The following is a 23,688-nucleotide window of genomic DNA, read 5'->3' as shown; positions in this document are numbered from 1 at the left end:
ATGATCAAGATGCTCGTTGGCCGCCAAACGGATGCCTTACAAGAAAAAATTCTGCAACTAGCAGTTGAAAACTATCAGCGCCAGCCAGAACATGAAACTTTTATTATTGTTCCTAATCATATTAAGTTTACCACAGAAGTTAACGCGATAAATAAGCTAGCAGTAAGTCAAAATCAAACTGAGCAGTCAGTTAAAAATTTGCAGGTTTTATCGTTTTCCAGATTAGCTTGGTACTTTTTAAAGGATCACGCAATTCCTACTCAACTTGATGATGCCGCGGCGGCGATGCTAATCGCAAAAATTATTGAACAAAATCGCTCGCAGCTACATTTATTTAAAAACGTTAGTGTCAATTCCGGATTAGTGAAACAACTATATAATACGATCTTGCAGGTACAATCTGGTAATCTCGACTTGGATGAGATTGAGAATGATGACTTAGACTTAGAAACCAAAAATAAAATTGCGGATTTAAAAATTATTTATGACGCCTTTAACTTAGAAATTGCAGATAAATTTGCTACAAAAAATGAATTGCAATTACAGTTAAACGAATTCTTAGCTCAAAAACAAGATCTTGCGCAAACTGATTTTTATTTTACTGATTTCTCCCACTTTTCCTTGCAAGAATGCTTAACGATTAAATTATTATTAATGCATGCTGGTAGTGTCACCTTAGCGTTTAAAACTAAGGTTGGCGAGCTTAATTCTCAAGCCGAACCTGGTGACTATGACTATGTTATCCAAAAAACGATTAGTCAATTGACTCACTTTATGCAGGAACGCCAGCTTGACTATCAAGTTGAAAAAACACCGATTGCCCCTAAACAGAGTGAACGTGAACTCTTAAATGCTTATTGGACGCAAAGTATCACTAAGCCTGAAACCTTGAAACAGGTGCAATTAGTTAGAGCAGATTCACGTTATGCTGAGGCTTATTTTGTAGCACATACGATTTATCAGCAGGTGGCTTTGAGTAATTATCGTTATCGTGATTTTTTGGTCTTGGCACCTAATCTACAGGAATATGAAACGTACTTAACTCCAATATTACGGCAAAATGAAATTCCGTTTTTTAATGACTTACAACAAGAGATGAAGTATCATCCACTAGTAGTTTTGATTGAAAACATCGCGCAGTTATTGACCAAACCTTTGCAGACCCAAAATTTACTAGCTATTATGAAAACTCGCTTACTAATCCCTGAGACATACCAAACTGAAGAAGAATATGTGCATGATGTTGATGAACTGGAAAATTTTGTATTAGCTCACGGAATTAATCATGGGTTATGGAAACGTGACTTTACCGAATACGTTAAAGCAGAAGTAACTACACTTGATAAAAATCCTAGTGAAGTTGCTAAGCTTGAGCAACTTAAACAATATTTTGTTAAGCAAATTTCGACTTTGTTGGCTGATTTGCAAAAGCAAACTGACAGTCAAAAGGCCATTACCATTTTCTTTAATTTTTTAACCCAAAACGGTGTCGCAAAGAGGCTAGAAAAATGGCGGACTGATGCTCAAGAGCAGGGTGACTTGCAACAAGCCGCGCAACCTGAACAAGTTTGGGACTTACTAATTAAATTATTGCAAGATTATTTGTTAATCAATCCAGACAATTTTGTTACGGAAAGTTTTTTCTATGTCTTGACCAATGGCTTTAAAGAAGCAACTTTTTCACAAATACCGTCGACTTTAGACGCTGTTAATCTTTCTGAGATGGGGATGATCCAGACTAGCGGGTATAAGCAGGTATTCATTATTGGTGCTACTAGCAACAATTTACCAGCAATTCAAAATAATCCTGGCTTTTTAAATAAGGAAAATCTCGCCAAGTTAAGTGGAGCATTTAGTGAAGATGCTTATATAGAAGATCAGCAACAGCTAAACAACTTAGATCAAGATTATCAATTTGGTATTTCATTGGCATTAGCGCAAGATCGTGTTTATTTGTCATATCCAGTTATTAATGCCGCTAATGAAGAACTTACACCATCGGTTTATTATGAACGGTTGAAGAATATAGCGCCAGCAGAGTTTAAGCAGCATAGCTTGCCACAGAGTAAACAAGATCTAGCTGCGTTTATTACTAATCCGCAAGCTAGCCTAGGTTATTTAACCTATTTTAAGCAAGAACATGCTACAGATGCTGATGCAGCAGCCTTGATTGACTTAACTGCACTGTATCAACCTCAAAGAACTGAAATGGTTCTAACAGCGAGTCAATTTGACAATCAGCCTACGAATATAGGTCCAGAGTTAGCTACTAAGTTATATGGTACAGACTTGAATGCTTCAGTATCACAATTGGAAACTTTTTATGAAAATTCTTATGAATACTTTTTGAATTATGGTTTACACCTACATAAGCGTTTTGAAAATGAATTTGATGTAATTCAAGCTGGAAATTATTTTCATGAAACTTTTGATCGTTTAGTTAAGGAATTGGAACGGCAAAAACTTGATTTGGCAGATATTGGTGAGCTAGAGTTGCAGCAGTTACTGGAATTAGTGCGGACAAAAATCAAAAACGAAGCCAAGTATCAACAATTAGCCCAGGATCCGTTTAACCAGTATTTATTTAAGTGTTTAGACAAGACGACTAGTAATGTAGCAACCGGCTGGCGTAAGGCGCTTCAAAAAACGCCGCTTAGAGCTAATTATTCTGAGCTTAGCTTTGGTTTAGGAGAAAGGGTTACAGGACTTAGCTTTAATGTACCCAATGTTGTCGGTCAGCATCAAGTTAATTTGCGAGGCAAGATGGATCGCGTTGATTTAGCACCACTGGCTGATAAGAATGCTTTTTTAGCACAGGTAATTGATTATAAGTCATCGGCGAAAAAGTTTGATTTAGGATTATTTTACCAAGGAATTTCCTTGCAGATGATTTCCTATCTCGATGTTCTAGCACAAAATCAAGACTTTTTTGTAGGAGATAAGCCACTGTCTTTACTTGGAGCTTTTTACCAAACTGTAACTAGGAAAGTTGACCGCTTAAATAGTGATAATCTGATTACTCCTAGTCTTGAACTTAAGCAGGACAAACTAGCAGGCAAAGAAAATCTGAAATATACTGGGATAATTAACAATGATCCAGAACTATTGCTGCAGGCTGAACCATTATTATCTCAAACGGGTAATTCTTCAGATTTATATAAGGGTATTGCCGCCAACAAGAATGGTAGTTTTAGACTACCAAAAGATACTGCTTTCTCGCGCGAAGAAATCGAACTCCTGCTTAAATATGATGAGGAGTTAATTAAGGCTGCAGCTAGCCAAATCTTAACGGGAAAAATTAAACTCAACCCTTATCAAGTAGGTGAAAATAATAATGCATTAACATATTCAGATTATCGGGAAATTTTCTTTTTTGATAAAATGCTTGGTAATCAGTATCACCAAATTGATAGGCTAGACAAGAAAACGTTACTTGCTAAGATCCGCGAAGAATTAGGGGAGAGTGACTAAAATGCCTAAATATACTAAAAAGCAACAGCAGGCAATTGATGACCGTAATCTTGATATTCTAGTTTCAGCTTCAGCTGGTAGTGGTAAAACTTCGGTATTAACTAAGAGAGTACTAACAGAAGTGCTGGCTGGCACAGATATTGAACAACTATTAATTGTTACTTTTACTAAGGCTGCTGCCCAAGAAATGAAGAGTCGGATTAAACAAGGCTTAGAGCAAAGTCTAGCTTTTGCCACTGGCCCTGAGCAAAAACGATATTTGCATAAACAATTAAATCAAGTTGATACGGCTAATATCTCAACAATTGATGCTTTTTGCTTAGATGTGATTCACCGGTTTTATTACGTGATTGATCTTGATCCTAGTTTCAGCGTTTTGACTGACGAAACTCAGGCTGCTTTACTCAGAGAACGTGCTCTGCATGAAATTGAAGGCGAATATTTAGACGAAGCTGATCCAGACTTTATTGCTTTTTATGATAATTTTGCCGGTGACCGTGATGATCAAACTGCTCAAGATTTATTGTTAGACTTATATAATGTGGCGCTAACTAAGCCGGATTATCAGCAATGGTTAAAGCAGTTACCAAAACAATACCAGATAAGTGAAATAATACCGTCTAATTTATGGCAGCATAATATCAAGACACAAATAATTACCATGGTTGAAAATCTAGCAACTAAGATTGAACAGATATTAGGTACTAGTCAATTGACAACTAAGGAGTTAAGTAAGGTCAATGAGAGTTTCAACTTATTTGCGACTAATTTAAAAAACTTCTATCAAGCTGTAAAGCAAGATGATGATTACGATAAACAGCGTAGTCTATTGCGTAGTTGTGTATTCACAGGTAGTTATAGAAAATCAGCAAAATGGGATGAAGATTTACAAGCCAGTTATCAAGAATGTCAAGCTTTAAAAAAAGAAGCCAAAAATGTGATTTTTAAGCTATTTTCATCATTTTATGCTACAGATCAAAGTGATCAAGTAACTTTGCTAGCCAACGGTGAGCAGATTATGAGCGCAATTGTCCAAGCTGAACTTGCTTTAATTGATCGTTTCAATCAATTAAAGCGATCGGAAAATTTATTAGACTACAGCGATATGGAGCAACTAGCATATCAAATTTTGAGTAAGCAGACATCAGCATCCCAAATGGCCCGTGAATTTTATCAGCATAAATTTAAAGAAATTCTGGTCGATGAATATCAAGATATTAATCCCTTGCAGGAAAAACTTTTACAGCTTATTAAACAAACTGGCCAGAATAATTTGTTTATGGTAGGGGATGTTAAACAATCAATTTACGGGTTTCGTCAAGCTGAACCAAGTTTGTTTTTGGAAAAATATCATGAGACTGCAAAAACAGAAAATCATGATCAGGAGCAGATTTTATTGGCAGATAATTTTCGGTCTACCAAACCAGTAATTAAACTAGTCAATCAAGTTTTCAGTCAGGTATTAAGTAGTGATTTTGGTGGAATCGATTATGCAAAAGAGGGCAATTTGATTTTTGGTGCACGATATTATCCTGACAATTTGCCTAGTGCCAGTGAAATTCTTTATTCTGATAATAGTGACAAGCGTAGTGACGAAGACGGCGAAGAAACTGATCCGACTGAAATTACGATGGTAATTGAACGAATTAAGCAACTAAAGCGTGAGCACTTTCAAGTTTATGATACCAATGGTGAAAAGCCTGAGCTTCGCCCATTTAAATATAGCGATATTGCCATTTTAACTAGAAGCCGTAGTAATAATTTAAAGATTATGCAGGCTTTTAATGAAAATGATATTCCGATCTTTGTGACTGATGCCAAAAATTATTTTCAGACGTTTGAGTTAACATTAATCATGAATTACCTGAAAATTATTGATAATCCAGATCAGGATATTCCATTGGTAACAGTTTTGCGTTCGCCGATCTTTAATTTTAAAGAACCAGATTTTGCTAAGATTAGAATTCATAGTAAAAATACGAGTTTTTATAATGCCTTGACAGCTTACGTTGTAGTTAGCGATGAACTGAGCCAGCGAGTTAAGTCCTTCTTAAATCAATTGGAGCAACTGCGACAATTTGCAACTAATCACCGAATTTCAGAATTAATTTGGAGTATTTATGAGCAAACTAACCTATTAGAAATCATGACTGCTTTGCCTAATGGTGAGCAGCGCCGGGTTAATCTTGAATCGTTGTATGAACGAGCAACTTCTTACGAAAGTGCTGGTTTTAAAGGGCTATATTCATTTATCAACTTTATTGAGCGGATGCGTCGCAGTCAGAAAGATTTAGCGCAGCCACTTTTAACCAAGGAAGCTGGAGATGCGGTTAGATTAATGACCGTTCATGGCTCAAAAGGCCTCGAGTTTCCGATTGTCTTTTATCTAGGATTACAACACAATTTTCAAAAAAACGATTTACAAGGAAACTATAATCTTGGACGTGATGCAGTTGGACTTACTATCCGGTGTCCGCAATATCGAGCTGATTCGCTAGTTAAAGTTGCTGTTAATTTTGAGCAGCAAAAGCAGTTGCTGGAAGAAGAAGCGCGAATTTTATACGTTGGTTTTACCAGGGCTAAACAAAAATTAATTCTAGTAGCTGATATTAAAGACTATGCTAAAAAGGTTTCTGTTTGGCAAAATCAAGAAAGTTTGTCTTTGACTGATAAGTTGGCTGCCAAAAATCCACTTGATCTAGTTGGTTCAATTTTGTGGGACAAAACTACTATAGATAATACCCAACTATCTGAGATAACTAACGGCTTAGATCGCAGTGAGTCGCTACTATTTATCAGATATGAAAATAAACAACAAGCTAGTCCAACTTCAGCAACAATTCCGCAGCCAATACCTAAGACTAAATTACTGAATCAGACGACTAAAGCATTATATGATTTTTCATATCCTTTTAAAGACGCGACTCAAACGACTGCCTATCAGGCTGTGTCTGAAATTAAGCGTGCTTTCAATGATCCAATTGAGACGGATCTTGCCAACGCGCACTATGTACCATCTAATAATCGTTATTTGCAGCCAATTGAAACTAAACCGAATTTTTTATATGCAACTAAATTTACGGGGGCTGAGATTGGTACGGCAACTCATCTAATCTTGCAATACTATGATTATCGTGGCGTTGGAGATGAGCAGCAACTTGCCAATGAAATTCAAACTTTAGTGGCTGAGCAGAAACTTAATCCGCAAATTGTGTCATCTTTGCAGCAAGACCAGATTAGCTGGTTTGTGCATAGCGATTTTGCTAAGCGATTTTGGCAGTTTCCTGATAAACTAAAACGAGAAGTTGACTTTGCCAGTTTACTGCCAGCTAATAGCTTATTTGCTAACTTTAGTGATCCAAGTGCCAAGATTTTAGTTCACGGAACAATTGATGGTTATTTTATCGGGGATAATGGTATTACCCTATTTGACTACAAGACCGATCACATTAATCAACAAAACCTACCACAAGTAATTGAACAACTCAAACAAAAATATGCCGGTCAATTACGGTTATACGAACGTGCACTTAATTCTTTTGCGCAAGCAAAAGTCACCCATAAATACTTGATTTTACTTGACGCCAAGAAAGTGGTAGAAGTTAAATAGAAAATATAAAGGGAGGCAGAAAGATGACCTCATTTACAAATGAAACTTTTGCTGTGGTTGATTTAGAAACTACTGGTACACAACGAGAAGCTGATAATCATATTATTCAATTTGGCTGTGCAATTGTTAAAAATCTCAAGGTAGTAAAGACTTACTCTTTTATGATTAACCCTCATCGTGAAATTCCACTAGCAATTCAAAATTTAACTCATATTCACAATGAAGATGTTGCCATACAAAAAGACTTTTCCTATTATGGACCTAAAATTCGTAAAATTTTGCAGGGAACCATTTTTGTAGCTCATAATGTTAATTTTGATTTACCCTTTTTAAATTATGAATTAGTTGAGCATGGTTTAGCGGAATTAACTAATCGGGCAATTGATACGGTTGAACTGGCCAAAATCGCTTTTCCGACTTTACCATCATACAAGTTAAGTGATCTAACTGCGCAGTTGCAGATTAAGCATCTGAATCCACATAAAGCAGACTCTGACGCATATGGCACTGCAATTTTGCTAATTAAGATTGTCCATCGCTTATCAGAATTGCCTCAGGCGACTTTAAATACCCTTAGTTCGCTGTCACATGAACTGATTCGTGATACTTCTTGGATCTTTACTACCATTGCTGAAGATTCTCGTAAGCAAAAGCGCCCACTTGCTAAGCAACAGATGCAGGTACGTAATCTGGTTTTACAAAAGCAACGGTTATCTTTAGCAGCTGATAAACCAAGTGAAAATAGAACTTTTCCGGAAAGCGATCAGGATAAACGCAAACTGTTTGGCAATAAATTAAACTACCGTCAACCGCAAGTGGATTTAATTAATCGCATAAGACGTTTTGTAACAGATCCGACACAACGAGGTCTACTAGTTGAGGCACCTAATGGTACGGGTAAGACTTTTTCTTACCTGTTTGCTTATGCCTATAATTTGTATTCTAGTCGTAAGTTGGTGATTGCAACGCCAACTGAAGTTTTGCAAACACAAATTGTTACTCAAGAGATTCCCCAACTATTAGCCGTAACGGGGCTTGATTTAACAGCTGAAGTCGTTAAGTCAAGTAGTCACTATTTAGATTTAGACGGTTTTTATCAGAGTTTGTATCAAGGAAGTAGTAACAAATTAACTTTAATCTTACAAATGAGGGTTTTGGTTTGGCTAACTGAAACTAAGACGGGAGATTTAGACGAGTTACAATTAACTAATTATCGAGCTCCATTATTTAGTCAAATTGCTCATCCAGGGGATGCACGTGTAGGTAGTAACTTTGCCAAGGTTGATTTTTGGAACTTAGCACGTGAGCGCCAAGAGCAAGCTGACATTTTAGTTACGAATCATGCCTATTTGGCAAATAACTACCATGATTCGATTTGGGGTCAAAATCCTTATCTGGTAATTGATGAGGCTCATCGCTTGCTGGATAATGTAATTACTTCTCGTAATGATTCATTTCAATTTGAATCGCTATGGGGTGTGCTGAGTCATTTACGCAATTTACTATATTACGCTGATGATAGTGTCCTCAATCAATATGCAAGTGATCGACAACTACAATTTTTATTAAAACAACTAGATCCTAAAATTTTAGCATTAATTGAGATAATTAATTCCTTACAAAAGATGCTGTATGCAAAAAGAGGTCAGGCAATTAACAAAAATCTTTTGGCTAATGGTCATCTGCTGTTAAGTTTTCAAGGTCCAGTTTTATTTGCTCAAAAGCAAAATTTTATAGCTAAACTTAGTGAGTTTCAACGAAAGTTAGAACAAGTTAGACAACAAACTAATCAGATTTTATTTAAATTATATCGAGAAAGTGATAATTCAAGTAATGATCGTGATGCGCTACTAAGTGAAATTACTGACCAAATTGATCGCCTAGATTTTTATGCGGAAAAAGGTTATCAATTAGCGGACTTATTAAATAACGATTCTCAGCTTGAGAGTGAGGGCTTTATTGTTTCGTTAACTAATCCGCAAGACGCTTTAAGTGTTAATTTAAATTGGCTTGCATTGGATGCTTCAACAGAGTTAACTAATATTTATGACCACTTTGACCATTTATTATTTGTAAGTGCAACCTTAACTAGCAATCATGACTTTAATTTTGAAATCAAGCAGTTAGCATTAAGCGAGTTACATCCACAAAAGTATCTGGGTCACAGTACCTTTAATTTGCAGCAGCATTTAGAGGTTTTAGCAGTTAGTGATATGCCTGATTTTGCTAGCAGTGAGTATGATGAAGCTTTAGTCCAAATTTTAGAGCATGACTTAAGTAAAAAGAGTCATGTTTTGGTTCTAATGACTAATTTATCGAAAATTAAGGATATTTTCAGCGCTATTTTGAATAGTCCGGAATTGCGTGACTTTGAAATTTTAGCTCAGGGAATTTCAGGTTCAAATAATCGAATTGCCAAAAGATTTGCAATTGCCAATAAGGCAATTATTATTGGAGCAGATAGTTTTTGGGAAGGCATTGATTTTCATCAATGTAGTATTGATTTGGTCATAGCTGCCAAATTACCGTTTTCTTCTCCTGATCAGCCTGAAGTAAAACTGCGGCAAAAACAGTTAGCAGATCGTGGATTGAACGTCTTCAAAGTAGATACGATGCCACGAGCACTAATTAGATTTAAGCAAGGAATTGGTCGGCTAATTCGCGGCGAAAAGGATCATGGCCAATTTTTGATTTTAGATTCACGAATTTGGCAACGTGATTATGGTAAGCAGTTTTTAAATGCCATTCCAGTTAAAACTCAAAAAATTAGTTTACAAAAATTAAAAGGTAAGTTAGACAATTATGATTAAAGATGATACAAGACAAACAATTAAATTCTGTGCTTGGTTGATAGTATTTTTGGTGCTAGCCTATGTGGTAGCAGTACTAATTTTTTATAAAGCTGGGCAACCTGAAGCAAATAACAATCACGCAACTGCTCAAATTGCTCTTAAAAAAACCCCTATAAAAGAAGTCCATGACTATTATCATTTAGACAGGGGAGTTAATAGCTATGCCGTTAAGGGAATAGGGAAAAAGCATCAAACTTATTATTTTGTTTATTTACCAGGTTCTAAAAAAGGCTATCTGCTAGCAGCTACTGAAGGGGTAAGTGAAACCAAAATCAAACGAGCTTATCAGGCAAAAAAGACTGCTAATCAGATTACTCAAATTAACTTAGGATGGTACAAGAACAGAGCAGTTTGGGAAGTTACCGCCAAAAGTAAAACTGGTAGCTATCGTTATCAATTATATGAATTTAAAAATGGTAGTTTAATATCTTAAGTCGCCAACTCGCTAAAATTTTGGTATCATTAACTTGATACAATAAGGAAAGTGGAATAAAAGTTTATGACAGAATTAATTTCAATTAAAGATAGTGCTAAATATGTTGATCAAGAAGTCGAAATGCATGTTTGGTTAACAGATAAACGCTCAAGTGGAAAAATTGTCTTTTTGCAATTACGTGATGGGACGGCCTTTTTCCAAGGAGTAATGCGTAAAAATGATGTTAGTGAAGAGGTTTTTGCAGCAGCTAAGTCATTGCATCAAGAGGCTAGTTTTTATATTAAGGGGACAATTCACCAAGACGAGCGATCTCATTTTGGTTATGAGATTCAAATCACCGACTTGAAGATTATTACCAATAATGAAGACTATCCGATTGGTAATAAAGAACACGGAGTTGATTTCTTATTAGATCATCGGCATTTGTGGCTACGTGGTAAGCGACCATTTGCCATTATGCGTATCCGTAATGCTATTTATAAGGCTACGGTTGATTTCTTTGAAAACGAAGGCTTTATTAAGTTTGATGCTCCAATTTTCATGCATTCGGCACCAGAAGGAACCACTGAATTATTCCATACTGAGTATTTTGGTGGTGACGCTTATTTGTCTCAATCTGGTCAATTATACGGTGAAGTTGGTGCAGAAGCATTTGGTAAAATTTTCACTTTTGGTCCAACCTTTAGAGCAGAAGAGTCCAAAACTAGACGTCATTTGACTGAATTTTGGATGATGGAGCCTGAAATGGCCTGGATGCACCAAGATGAGTCATTAGACTTACAAGAAAGATTTCTTTCATATGTTGTTAAGCAAGTTATTGAAAATTGTGAATATGAACTAGGAATTTTGGGTCGTGACATTGATAAGTTAGCTCCAGCAGCACAAGGAAATTACACCCGTTTATCCTATGATGATGCTGTTAAAATGTTGCAAGATGCTGGTCGTGACTTTAAATGGGGCGATGATTTTGGGTCGCCTGATGAAGCTTATATTTCTGAACAATTTGATCGACCATTTTTCATTGTTAATTATCCAACTGCAATTAAGCCGTTTTACATGAAGAAGAACCCTGATAAACCAGAAGAATATTTATGTGCAGATGTTTTAGCACCTGAAGGTTATGGCGAAATTATGGGTGGCTCTGAGCGCGAAAGTGATTATGACACTTTATGTGCTCAATTAGCAGAAGCTGGCTTAAATGAAAAAGATTATAGCTGGTATTTAGATTTACGTAAGTATGGTAGCGTACCACATTCAGGCTTTGGAATGGGCTTTGAACGTGTCATTGCTTGGATCTGTAAATTGGATCATGTAAGAGAAGCTATTCCATTTCCAAGAACAATTAATCGGATTGAGCCATAGATTTTAATCAAAGAATAAAACAAAAGTTGAACTAAGAGATTAGTTCAACTTTTTTAAAGGAGAAAATTAGATTGCATTATAACGACTTTCGCACTTTAGGTTTTACTACCTTACAAAATGGGTTAATTGCGTATTATTCACAACTAAATATTAGTGATGCAGAATTAATTTTAATCATCCAATTAGAAGCATTTAGTCAACGTGGAGACAATTTCCCAGCTGATGAGAAGTTAGCTGCCAATACTAATTTATCACCAGCAGAAGTGACCGGCTTGTTACAAAAATTAATTGACCAAAAATACTTAACGATTGATCAAATTACTGATAGCCAGGGCCGCATTGGAAATCGGTATAACCTGAACCCGTTGTACTTGAAACTAGACGATTATTTAGCTAAAAATGTTAATCGCCGCTCTGAACCTACTGCAGCAGCAAATGAAGCTGCAGAGATTGACAATAGTCCACAAACTCAATTAGCAAGACAATTTGAAATTGAGTTTGGTCGCTATCTTAGCCCGTTAGAGCGCCAAGAGATTGCTTCTTGGTTAAATGAAGACCATTATCAACCAGAAATTATCAAGCTAGCGTTAAGAGAGGCAGTTTTAGCTCAAGCATATAGTCTAAAGTATGTTGATCGAGTTTTGCTTAATTGGCAAAGGCATAACTTAAAAACTAGCGCAGAAGTCGAGAAGTTTTTACAAAGGAATCGCTAATGACTGAAGAAAAATTATTAAGCACAACTGCAGCACGCAAAGTGTTGCGAACCATTAATCAGATGTATCCTGATGCACAAAGTGAGTTAATTTGGGATAATAATTTTCATCTGCTCTGTGCGGTTCTGATGAGTGCACAGACAACCGATAAGATGGTCAATCGTGTCATGCCGAAATTTATTAAGGATTATCCTAACCCTCAAAAGTTGGCTGAAGCTCCACTAACAGAAATTGAAAATCACATTGCGCAGATCGGACTTTATCGTTCTAAAGCCAAGCATTTAAAAGCAGCGGCGCAAATATTAGTCGATCAATATGATAGCCAGGTTCCAAAAGATAAACAAATTTTGGTGACTTTACCTGGAGTTGGAGTTAAGACTGCTAATGTGGTCTTAGCAGATGGTTTTGGTATACCAGCTATTGCAGTTGATACACATGTCTCACGAATTGCTAAACGATTTAAGATTGTACCGCAGGATGCTAAACCACTTGAGATTGAACATCGATTAGAACAAATTCTACCAGAGGACGAGTGGATTCATACCCATCACGCACTGATTTTATTTGGGAGATATTCAATGACTGCTCGAGATAAAAATGATCCTTACACTTATTTAAAAAGAGAAAATTAATTTATGGAAAAACAAAAAACGACAACTTTGATGTTGCCGTTTTTTTGTTATGTTTAATGATGATCATGAGTATTATTTTCGTTATTGGTATTGTTAGATTCGGGTCGATTATTATTCTGATTAGTTGAATTTGAATTAGGACGTGAATTGTTACCAGAATTAGAGTGCTGTTGATCAGAAGATTGGTTTTGATCGCGATGATCATCATTATCATTATGTTGGTCAGAATGGCGTTGATTATGACTTGCTTGTGAGTTTGAACCATCTTGCCCAGCATTATTACGATTATTAGCATAATTGGCTTGCGTGTTAGTCGTCGAGGTAGTGTTATTAGAATTAACTTCCTCATCGTCTTCGTCATAGCCAGTATCATCTACTATACCAGCCGGTGCATGACCACGAACAAATAATTGCCATTGCCCAGTGTTAGAAACTTCAGGCGGATTAGAGTTCTTAACGATACGTGCCCTAATAACTGAGTCAGGTTTCTCCCAATCAGTATTTTCTTTGTTTTGCATTAAATATGTCATCATGCTTTTATAAATTAATTGCGCAGATTGCTGACCAATACCAGAGATGGTTCCATCCTTGAGATTATCATAACCAGTCCAAACTCCCATTGAGTAGCTTCGCGTGTAACCTACAAACCAAGAATCCTTGGGTGTTGAAGCATATCCTGGATAACGAGCAAGATCTTGATCTGAATATTTAACTGAGCCAGTTTTGCCCGCTTGGTGCAGACCGGGTATCTTAGCATTAGTTCCAGAGCCAGTCTTAATAACTCCTTTAAGCATGTCGGTAATCATATAGGCAGTCGACTTTTTCATTACTCGAACACCTGCTGAATCATAATTTCGGGTTAAGCCATCAGGTGTTTCAATTTTAGACACAAATTGTGGCTTATGATAAACTCCCATTGCTGCAAAAGCACTAAATGCACCAGCCATTTGAGTACTAGAAGCATTGGCTCCAATTGCAACAGATAGACCAGAATGTTTAGGTACATCAATTCCTAGGTTACGAGCAAATTTAGATGCTTTTTTAATACCAACTTCTTGTAATGTCTTGACGGCTGGCACGTTACGGGATTGTTCTAATGCATGACGCATGGTCATTAGACCGTCATACTTGTTATCCCAGTCATAGAGTTGCACATTAGTACCAGGATAGTGGTACTTACTATCATCTAAAGTCTTGGCAGTTGACCAATTTAGATATTGAATTGCTGGACCATAATCTAGCACTGGCTTGATCGAAGATCCTGTCGAACGACTAGTTTGTACGGCACGGTTAAGCCCTAACTGAACAGACGAGGGGAGTTTGCGCCCACCTAAAATTGCAATCACATGGCCATTACTTGGATCGACAACAGTTGCCCCAATTTGCATTTTGTCACTGGTAAAAGGAACCTGTCCATTATTGGCTAAATCATGCAGTTTGTTTTGAGCAGCTTGGTTGATATTAACCGTAATTTTTAAATTGTCACGATATGGATCAAAGCCTTTTTCCTGAACTTCGGCAACCGTTTCTTTAATGTATGGATCATCAATTTTGCGTAAATCAGATTGCGCCTTTTGGCTATGATACTTTAGCCCTTTTTTAATACTTTGCTTTCTGGCTTGGTCATATTGCTTTTGAGTGATTTTTTTATTATCAAGCATGGCTTTTAAAACTATGTTACGCCGATATTTAGCGTATTTAGGATAAGTATATGGATTGTAGGCAGTGGGGCGATTCGGCATTCCTGCTAAGAGTGCTGTTTGAGCTAAGTCAAGCTGACCGATTTTCTTACCATAATAGTAGTTTGCGGCAGTGCCAATACCGTAATTGCCATAATTCATATAGACCTTATTGATATAAAATTCTAATATTTGGTCGTGAGAATATTCTCGCTGAACGCGCATGGCTAACCATGCTTCTTGAGCTTTACGCCGCAAAGTACGTTGGGAGTCTTTAGTTGAAAAAACGGTTAACTTGACCAATTGTTGAGTAATAGTTGATCCTCCGGCAGAAATATCCTTGTTCTTAGCATTAGTCAGCATCGAACTGACGATTCTAATAGGATCAACACCTAACTTATCTTGATAAAATCGCTTATCTTCAACAGAAACAATCGCATCTTTTAATAAGCGTAATTGCGGATCATCCTTAACATAAATTCTTTTTTCAGAACCTAAAGATAATAAAAACTTGCCATCAGTCGTATAAAGTCCGGAAGAACCACCGCTTTCTAGCTGTGCCTGACTAATATTAGGCGCATCTTTAGCATAATAGGCAAAAAGACCTACTCCAGAAATTACTAATAATAAAACGGCTAGAAAAAACCATTTCAAAATTCTACGCCATAGTGGTTTAGGCTGCTTTTGACGGTATTCTTTACGTGATTGCCGTTGATTATTTGAATTATTATCATTACTTATCATTGTTTGATTTCCTATCTGCAATAAAATGATCGACCGCAATTAGGTACGGTAGCGTAGGCTGAAATCCTGTTTTAATTTCAACTGATTGTTGCACAACTTCTGCTAAAGTTACTGAACTCTTATTTTTAGTCCACCAAGCCTTAATAATAAAATCGGCTGGTGTCACAAAATACCTCTTTAAGGAGGTAAAACCAATAATAGTAAAGCAAATTCCACGTTGTTTTAAACATTGATCCAAATGAACAACTTGGTGTTCATGAAAATTTTTCAACGGAAAATTAGTTTTGTTTTTAGTTTCTTTGGCTTCAAAGTCCAAATAATAACCTTGATAAACGCCATTATAATCTGTTGTAGACTCTTGACGAAAGTATGCTTCTTTAATTACTGCTCGTGAACGCTTAGGATAGTCGACTTTAACTATTTGGATTGGAGTCGGTTTTTTATGAACAATTGCGATTTCTTTTGTCCGATAATATTGATTTGACTCATTAATCATCTGTTCCAAAGTCATCCCGCGATCAGAAAAATTACTATTTTTGCGGTGCTGACTTCTTAAGTTAGTTTTTGCTATCTTAGAATCATGAAAAGCTGCTGAAAAGCCGCTAGGATATTTGACCATTATCTTCACTCCTGCTAGCATTATAACAATAAAGAAAAAGTTTTTGAATAAGGAGCTAGCTGTTTTATTATGCAACGACTGTGGGTCACGGGTTATCGTAATTACGAATTAAATACTTTTGGTGACAAAGATCCCAAGATAGCAGTAATTAAAGCTGTATTAAAAAAGCAGATGGTTAATTTACTTGAATGTGGACAACTTGATTGGGTAATTACCGGTGCTAATTTAGGTATCGAGCAATGGAGTTGCGAGGTTGCCTTGCAGTTGCGTAAGCAATACCCATTGAGAGTTTCAATTATTACTCCGTACGAAGACTTTGCTAAACGTTGGAATGAAAGTAATCAGGCTAAGCTTTTACAACTGCAGCAGCAAGTTGATTTTTTTGCTAGCACTTCTAGTCAGCCTTATCAAAATCCAGTTCAATTGCGGAATTATCAAAACTTTATGTTGCTTCATACTGATCGAGCCCTAATGATTTATGACCCAGAACAAGAAGGCAAGCCTAAATTTGATTATAGTTTAATCAAAAAGTACCAGGAAACCAAGCAATATCCGCTTGAATTAATTGATTTTTATGATTTACAAGATGCTGCTGAAGAATATCAAGCTGAACAATCAGAAAACAATTTTAATGAATAACTTAAAGTTTGTCTAAAGTTAACTTTTAGGTTTTAAGCAATTGCAGTTTTTGTTAAAATAGAGAGGAAAAATAAAGGAGTTGCAGCGTAATGGCGGATTTAAATGATATTAGTTTATCAACACAAGATATTCTCAAAAAGCAATTTAAAACCAAAGTAAAGGGCATCGATCCAGATGAAGTTGATGCTTTTTTGGATCAAATAATTGCTGATTATGATACTTTTGAACAGATTATTGAAGATCTTTATGGTCAAATTGGGAAACTACAAGGCGAATTGATGACTGACCAAAGAAAGACTCAAGATTTGCAGCAAAAAAATCAGGATCAATCAAGTAGACAACGACTTAACCAGTCCGAAGATGTAAGGACGTATATTCCAACCAGTAGGAACAGTTCTTTAAACTTTGCCTCTGCTAATAGTAAGCAAGAGCCACAGACTGAAAGGTCAACTAATATGGCTATTATTCAGCGAATTTCAACTCTTGAGCGCAAAGTCTATAATTTAGAACAATTAGTTTCAGGGTTACAAAAACAGTAAATTTTGCTATAATATGTATCGGTGTTAATTTTGAGTAGTCGCTGTTTGGCAAATTTGCTGAACTGAGGAAAGTCCACGCACACACAAGCTGCGATGCTTGTAGTGATCGTATTTAGCCCAACAAGCTAAAGAATGTTAAATTACGGCGGAAAAAGTGCTAAGTCTATTCAACGATATGCACGATTATCCTGAAAAGTGCCACAGTGACGGAGCAGTGATGGAAACATTACTGGTGGAACGAGGTAAACCCTGCGAGTGTGCAACCCAAATTTGGTAGGGGCGTCTCAACCTAGGGAATTGAACTAAAGGTTGGATTACTTTTTAATTAAAAGTAAAGATAGATGGCTGCTGAAAGCGGCTTGGCCAAGGCTGCTGGAACAGAACGTGGCTTATAAAAATTTACACAGGCAGCGTTGAGCTTTTCAAAGGGCTCAACGCTTTTTTAAAAATGAAAAGAGCTAAATTATGAAGCAATATCAACTTTATACCACAATGGGTGCTGGATTTGAAAGCGTAGTTGCCAAGGAACTAAATACTTTAGGTTATGAAACACGAACTGAAAACGGACGAGTGTTTTTTCAAGGCGGGCAAACAGATATCGTCAAAACTAACTTATGGCTTAGAACCGCCGATCGAGTTAAAATTTTACTCAAAGAGTTTAAAGCAACAGACTTTGATACACTATATAATGAAGTCTACGAACTCGATTGGGCTGCCTTGTTACCAGTAGATGCTAAGTTTCCAGTTCAAGGACGTTCCGTTAGATCAAAGCTTCACTCTGAACCTGGGATTCAATCAATTGTAAAAAAGGCGATTGTTAATAAGATGGCACAGCAATATCATCGTCGGGGTTTTTTGCCCGAAAGCGGTAATGAATATCCGCTTGATATTCACTTGTACAAGGATACTGCTCGAATTTCCCTTGATACCACTGGTGCAAGTTTATTTAAGCGTGGCTATCGAATTGAACACGGTGGAGCGCCACTCAAAGAAAATTTTGCGGCTAGTTTGCTAAAATTAACCCCTTATGATGGTAGCCATCCTCTGATTGACCCAATGACAGGTTCTGGTACTTTAGCAATCGAAGCCGCGCTAATTGCTAAAAATATTGCACCTGGTACTTGGCGTAAATTTGCCTTTGATGGGTTTGACTGGTTTGATCCCAAATTACACGACGTAGCATTAGCAGAAGCCAAAAGTAAAGAAAAGGCGCTTGAATCACCAATTTTAGCTAGTGATATTGATCAATCAATCTTGGAAATCGCCAAATTAAATGCTAATAATGCTGGTGTATTGCAGGATATTGATTTTAAACAAGTTGCTGTTAAAGACTTCACGACTGATTTGAAAAACGGTGTAATTATTGCTAATCCTCCATATGGTAAACGCTTAAAGGATAAAGAAAGTGTAGCTGAGCTTTATCACCAAATGGGAGCAGTTTTTCAAAAGTATCCTGACTTTAGTCAATATTATTTAGTTGGAGATCCAGATTTTGAAAAAGAATTTGGCAAGCGTGCTACTAAAAAGCGTAAATTATTTAATGGTAATTTGCGTGTTGACTTTTATCAATATTGGGCTAATAAAAAATGATTACAAATAATTTAAAGTCAGAATTTTGGATTCTGACTGATACTCATTTAATTGCGGATCAGCTCCATGATAATGGTGCTGCATTTAAGCGTATGCAGCAGACTAGTCAGGGAAAAGACTTAGTATATCAAGAAATTGCATTAACTGCTTTTTGTAAAATGGCACAAGAAAAAAAGCCCGCAGCCATTATCGTAACTGGTGATTTGACATTTAACGGTGAACTCATTTCGGCTCAAAAATTTCAGGAAATCTTTAGTAAATTAACGCAGACTAAAGTTTTAGTTTTACCTGGTAATCATGATATTTTTGATGGTTGGGCTCGCGGATTTAAAGGGGAAAAGCAACTTTTTACTAAGCAGATCAGTCCTTATGATTGGCGAGAAATTTTTAAGCAATCTTACGCATGTGCTTTTAGTCAGGATCAAAATTCCTTGGCATACAGCGTTCAGCTTAATCCGCAATACTTGTTACTTATGCTTGACTCTAATATTTATGGTCAAAAAGATAGTGTTAAAGCACCAATCACAGAAGGTAGTATTAGCGAAGAGCAAATTATTTGGCTAAGAAAGCAGTTAGATTATGCACAAGAACATGATTTGCGACCACTATTATTCATGCATCACAATTTATACGTTCATAATCCTGCTGTTAATCAAGGTTTTGTGTTAAATAATGCAGCGCAACTTAGGCAGCTATGCGAAAAGTATCAAATTAAGATAGCATTTTCTGGTCATATTCATGCCCAAAATATTATTGGCCCGGTTGAAAAAACGCCGACTATTGAAGTTGTAACCTCAAGTTTTTGCTCTTACGATCAAGCATATGGTGTCGTAAAGCTCGATGATCAAGGTTTACTGTATCAGCGAAAAATCTTTGATATGACTCCATATTTGACTGAAGCTGAATTGCAAAATCAAACTGTAGCAAACTTTCATGAATATTTAAAAAATATTCAATTAAAAAATCTTGCTGGTAATTCCAGTGAACAAGGTCCATTATCTCCACTAGAAAGACAAATTAAACAAACTTTTTTGGAGATAAATTATAATTATTTTACGGGTCATAACCATATTAGTTCAGCTGAGCTCAAAAAGTTGACTACTTCAACCGAATATCAAACTTTGATCCAACAAAAGCCGCAGCTGAATAAATATTTGAAATCATTATTTGATACTAGTGACCATAGTAATTTAATTGCTAAGATTACTTATTAAAAGGGATACTAAATTGAACAAAAAGCATTTTATTATTTTGGGACGAGTAGGCCTGATTTACTTTAGCTGGTTACTCGTTATGCTATTTATTAGTCTGATTTTGGTTTATGAAGCAACTAGAATGACTTTTATAATTGCTGCAATTTTAGGTCTGATTTTTATTTTGCTTTTGCTATACACCTATTTTACGTCATATTGGGATAATTCTTATTTTAAGCTTCCTTTTAAAAGCAAATCTACTATTACAAGTCAGCCAAAATTAATTCGTAGCTGGTTTGTATTAGAATTTTATCAAATTAAATTATCTGATTTAGAAAATTATTACTTATTGCGTTTTAATAAGCCGGAGTAGGCTCTGTGTATTAGACGAATGGTTGAAACCATTCGTTTTTTATTTTGATTGCGTTAATTCTTTGGCAAAGTTTGTTATAATGGAACTAATCTATGACAAAGGTGGGACCTAAATTCTAAAATGAAGCGAAATTGGACCAAAAGCACAATTTAAAATTTTTGAATTTATAGAAAGAGGCATGCGCAATGAAAACTGATATTCAAATTGCACAAGAAGCACATACTTTACCAATTAATGAAATAGCCGAAAAAGTCGGTTTAACTAAAGAAGATCTTGAGCCGTATGGCAATGACAAAGCTAAAATTAATTGGCAAGCAATCAAAAGAGTGCGTAATAATGGTCACTTGGGTAAATTGATTTTAGTAACTTCAATTTCACCAACTCCTGCTGGTGAAGGGAAATCTACTATGACAATTGGGTTAGGTGATGCAATCAATAACCAATTACACCAAAAAACTATGATTGCCTTGCGTGAGCCTTCGATGGGTCCTGTATTTGGGCTAAAAGGTGGTGCAACTGGCGGTGGTCAGGCGCAGATTATTCCGATGGAAGATATTAATTTACATTTTACTGGTGATATGCATGCCTTAACTTCTGCCATTGATACTTTAGCTTCGCTGGTTGATAATTATATCTACCAAGATAATGAATTGGATATTGATCCAGAACGGATTATGTTAAAACGTGGTATAGATGTTAACGATCGTAGCTTGCGCCAAATTACTGTTGGACAAGGTTCTAAGTTTGACGGTGTCGAGCATCAATCAAGTTTTGCAATTACTGTTGCTAATGAACTAATGGCTATTTTATGCTTGGCAACGGATATTAATGATCTTAAACGGCGAATTGGTGATATGCTAGTTGGCTACACTCGAAATAATCAACCTGTTTATGTTAAAGAGTTAGGCTTTGAAGGTGCGATTGCTGCATTATTGTCTAATGCACTAAAGCCCAATTTAGTACAAACTATTGAACATACGCCAACTTTAGTACATGGTGGGCCATTTGCTAATATTGCTCATGGTGCTAACTCAGTTATGGCTACTAATTTGGCTTTACATTTGAGTGACTATACTTTAACTGAAGCTGGTTTTGGTAGTGATCTGGGCGGTCAAAAGTTCATGGATTTTGTTTCAGGAAAATTGGATAAGAAGCCAGATGCCAGTGTAGTAGTAGCAACTGTGCGTGCTTTAAAATACCAAGCTGAAAGCTCAACAGAACATTTAAATGAAGAAAATCTCACTGCTTTACGTAGCGGGTTTGAAAATTTAAATCGGCATATGAATAATATGCGTAATTACGGCGTACCGGTAATTGTTTTAATCAACCGATTTACGACTGATACACAAGAAGAACTTGACCTGTTACAAGATTTAATTAAAGAACAGGGAATTGATTCAAAAGTAGTTGATTATCATGAACAAGGTTCAAAAGGCGGCGTTGAAGCAGCTCGAGCAGTTATTGAATTGGCCAACTCAAATAGCGCTGACTTACAAACAACCTATCAAGCTAATGATTCAGTTAAGACAAAAATTGAAAAAGTTGCTAAACAAATTTATCATGCAACTGCTGTTGAATATAGTGACCAAGCTGAAGCTGATATTAACGAATTAGAGAAGCTGGGTAAAGACCAATTACCTGTCATTATTGCTAAGACACAATATTCTTTCACAGATAATCAAAAGTTGTTAGGGGCTCCTAAAGATTTTACTCTGCATGTTAAAGGAGCAAGCCTGAAGAATGGTGCGGGGTTTATTGTAATTACTACCGGACATGTTTTAGATATGCCAGGTTTACCCAAGCATCCTGCAGCTTTGGATATTGATGTGGATAATGATGGCAAAATTAGTGGGTTATTTTAAAGTTACTTATGCAATTTTTATATTTATTTATTTCGCTAATCGTTATTATCGTTGATCAGGGACTTAAATTCCTGATTACTAGTCAATTTGCTGTAGGCGAAGTTCAGCAAATTATTCCTAATATCTTGTCATTTAATTATGTTCGGAATAACGGTGCGGCTTGGAATATTTTGACTGGACAGATGTGGTTATTTTACTTAATTAGTGCTGTAGCCATCTTGGTCTGCTTATATTATTTATTCAATAAGAACTATCGCAGCAAGCTTTTTGACTGGGGACTTGCACTTGTTTTAGGTGGAATTATTGGTAACTTGATTGATCGAATTCATTTACAATATGTGATTGATATGCTTCAGCTTGATTTTATTAATTTTAACATTTTTAACATTGCCGATTCAGCAATTACTATTGGTATTATTTTAGTATTTATTTACCTATTGTTTTTTGACGAGAGTGACAAAGTGAATGACAAATAAATATAAGCTGGTAGTGAAACAAGAACAGGGCCGGTTAGATTCCTTTATTGCAACCCAAATAACCGATCTTTCACGAACTAGGATTAAAGAATTAATTAAGGAAAAGTTGGTTTTGGTCAATGATCAGGTAGCTAAAGCTGCTTACCAAATTCAAAACCAAGATGTGATTGATGTTACTATTCCTGCATTGAAGCCACTTGAGCTAGAGCCTGAGGCAATTACACTAGACATTATTTATGAGGATAAAGATGTTATTGTAGTTAATAAGCCACAAGGAATGGTTGTTCATCCTGCAGCTGGTCATCATCATCACACTCTAGTAAATGCACTTTTATATCATACTAAAGAACTTGCGGCTAGTAATGAAGGCTCTAGACCTGGAATAGTTCATCGGATTGATAAGGACACTTCAGGATTATTGATGGTTGCCAAAAACACTCATTCACGGCAAAGTTTAGAAAAGCAGTTGGCACATAAAACGAATAAGCGTCAATATTTAGCAATCGTGCATGGTAATTTTACTGAAAAGACCGGTCTGATCGATGCACCAATTGGTCGTAATCAGTTTAATCGTAAAAAAATGGCGGTTGTTGATCAGGGTAAGGCAGCACGCACCCATTTTACTGTATTAGAGCAATTTGCCAATTATAGCTTGATAGCTTGCAGGCTAGAAACAGGCAGAACTCACCAAATTCGGGTACACCTAGCTTACATTGGGCATCCAGTAGCTGGTGATCCATTATATGGTCCTCATCATACCTTAAGTGGTCACGGACAATTTTTGCATGCGCAAGTTTTAGGATTTTACCAACCAAGTTCGGGTAAATGGTTAGAATTTAAGGCTGATCCGCCAGCAATTTTTAAGCAAAGATTGTCTGAATTAAGAAAAAAAAAGTGA

The 23,688-nt window shown here is 36.3% G+C and carries 17 protein-coding genes and 1 other RNA gene; 16 read left to right on the top strand and 2 right to left on the bottom strand.

Going from position 1 to position 23,688, the window contains the following annotated elements:
- The 7 genes from OZX59_RS01905 (at nt 1) to nth (ending at nt 13,076) form a co-directional block, all read left to right on the top strand.
- Complete coding sequence (locus OZX59_RS01905) at nt 1-3,471, top strand: PD-(D/E)XK nuclease family protein (protein WP_277126455.1); 3,471 nt, start codon at nt 1-3, stop codon at nt 3,469-3,471.
- A 1-nt stretch (nt 3,472) separates the two neighbouring features.
- Nucleotides 3,473-7,081 (top strand): helicase-exonuclease AddAB subunit AddA, encoded by a 3,609-nt coding sequence (gene addA, locus OZX59_RS01900; RefSeq protein ID WP_277126454.1) that lies wholly within the window; start codon nt 3,473-3,475, stop codon nt 7,079-7,081.
- Between the two features lie 23 nt (nt 7,082-7,104).
- Nucleotides 7,105-9,891, top strand: coding sequence for a helicase C-terminal domain-containing protein (locus tag OZX59_RS01895; protein ID WP_277126453.1), 2,787 nt, complete (start codon nt 7,105-7,107; stop codon nt 9,889-9,891).
- Nucleotides 9,884-10,366: a hypothetical protein gene (locus tag OZX59_RS01890; protein WP_277126452.1), complete on the top strand. Its 483-nt coding sequence runs from the start codon at nt 9,884-9,886 to the stop codon at nt 10,364-10,366. The genes OZX59_RS01895 and OZX59_RS01890 overlap by 8 nt, the downstream gene beginning before the upstream one ends.
- 66 nt (nt 10,367-10,432) lie before the next feature.
- A complete protein-coding gene (gene asnS, locus OZX59_RS01885) occupies nt 10,433-11,731 on the top strand; it encodes an asparagine--tRNA ligase (protein WP_277126451.1) in 1,299 nt (432 codons plus the stop codon).
- Between the two features lie 71 nt (nt 11,732-11,802).
- A complete protein-coding gene (locus tag OZX59_RS01880) occupies nt 11,803-12,444 on the top strand; it encodes a DnaD domain protein (RefSeq protein ID WP_277126450.1) in 642 nt (213 codons plus the stop codon).
- The gene (gene nth, locus OZX59_RS01875; RefSeq protein ID WP_277126449.1) at nt 12,444-13,076 is read left to right on the top strand and encodes an endonuclease III; all 633 of its coding nucleotides are present in this window, start codon (nt 12,444-12,446) and stop codon (nt 13,074-13,076) included. The genes OZX59_RS01880 and nth overlap by 1 nt, the downstream gene beginning before the upstream one ends.
- Before the next feature lie 53 nt (nt 13,077-13,129).
- Here nth and OZX59_RS01870 read toward each other — a convergent pair whose 3' ends face one another.
- Together OZX59_RS01870 and recU are read right to left on the bottom strand one after the other, a co-directional pair.
- Complete coding sequence (locus OZX59_RS01870) at nt 13,130-15,499, bottom strand: transglycosylase domain-containing protein (protein ID WP_277126448.1); 2,370 nt, start codon at nt 15,497-15,499, stop codon at nt 13,130-13,132.
- Complete coding sequence (gene recU, locus OZX59_RS01865) at nt 15,489-16,118, bottom strand: Holliday junction resolvase RecU (RefSeq protein WP_277126447.1); 630 nt, start codon at nt 16,116-16,118, stop codon at nt 15,489-15,491. Before recU ends, OZX59_RS01870 begins: the two co-directional genes overlap by 11 nt.
- A gap of 69 nt (nt 16,119-16,187) precedes the next feature.
- Between recU and OZX59_RS01860 the strand changes: the two genes are divergently transcribed.
- From OZX59_RS01860 to OZX59_RS01820, 9 genes are all read left to right on the top strand, one after another.
- Nucleotides 16,188-16,757 (top strand): DUF1273 domain-containing protein, encoded by a 570-nt coding sequence (locus OZX59_RS01860; protein ID WP_277126446.1) that lies wholly within the window; start codon nt 16,188-16,190, stop codon nt 16,755-16,757.
- A gap of 89 nt (nt 16,758-16,846) precedes the next feature.
- Nucleotides 16,847-17,296 (top strand): DivIVA domain-containing protein, encoded by a 450-nt coding sequence (locus OZX59_RS01855; protein ID WP_277126445.1) that lies wholly within the window; start codon nt 16,847-16,849, stop codon nt 17,294-17,296.
- Between the two features lie 26 nt (nt 17,297-17,322).
- Nucleotides 17,323-17,693, top strand: an RNA gene (gene rnpB, locus OZX59_RS01850) — RNase P RNA component class B.
- Between the two features lie 68 nt (nt 17,694-17,761).
- Nucleotides 17,762-18,886, top strand: coding sequence for a class I SAM-dependent RNA methyltransferase (locus OZX59_RS01845; protein ID WP_277126444.1), 1,125 nt, complete (start codon nt 17,762-17,764; stop codon nt 18,884-18,886).
- A complete protein-coding gene (locus OZX59_RS01840) occupies nt 18,883-20,100 on the top strand; it encodes a metallophosphoesterase (protein ID WP_277126443.1) in 1,218 nt (405 codons plus the stop codon). Before OZX59_RS01845 ends, OZX59_RS01840 begins: the two co-directional genes overlap by 4 nt.
- Before the next feature lie 13 nt (nt 20,101-20,113).
- On the top strand, nt 20,114-20,452 hold the full coding sequence (locus tag OZX59_RS01835) for an acyltransferase (RefSeq protein ID WP_277126442.1): 339 nt from the start codon (nt 20,114-20,116) through the stop codon (nt 20,450-20,452).
- Between the two features lie 185 nt (nt 20,453-20,637).
- Complete coding sequence (locus OZX59_RS01830) at nt 20,638-22,314, top strand: formate--tetrahydrofolate ligase (RefSeq protein WP_277126441.1); 1,677 nt, start codon at nt 20,638-20,640, stop codon at nt 22,312-22,314.
- An 8-nt stretch (nt 22,315-22,322) separates the two neighbouring features.
- Nucleotides 22,323-22,790 carry a signal peptidase II gene (lspA, locus tag OZX59_RS01825; protein WP_277126440.1) on the top strand — a complete coding sequence of 156 codons (468 nt, stop codon included), beginning with the start codon at nt 22,323-22,325 and terminating at the stop codon, nt 22,788-22,790.
- A complete protein-coding gene (locus OZX59_RS01820) occupies nt 22,780-23,688 on the top strand; it encodes an RluA family pseudouridine synthase (RefSeq protein WP_277126439.1) in 909 nt (302 codons plus the stop codon). The genes lspA and OZX59_RS01820 overlap by 11 nt, the downstream gene beginning before the upstream one ends.

The organism is Lactobacillus sp. ESL0681 (assembly GCF_029392835.1).
Taxonomy (GTDB): domain Bacteria; phylum Bacillota; class Bacilli; order Lactobacillales; family Lactobacillaceae; genus Lactobacillus.
This window is presented reverse-complemented; position numbering and strand designations above follow the sequence as displayed.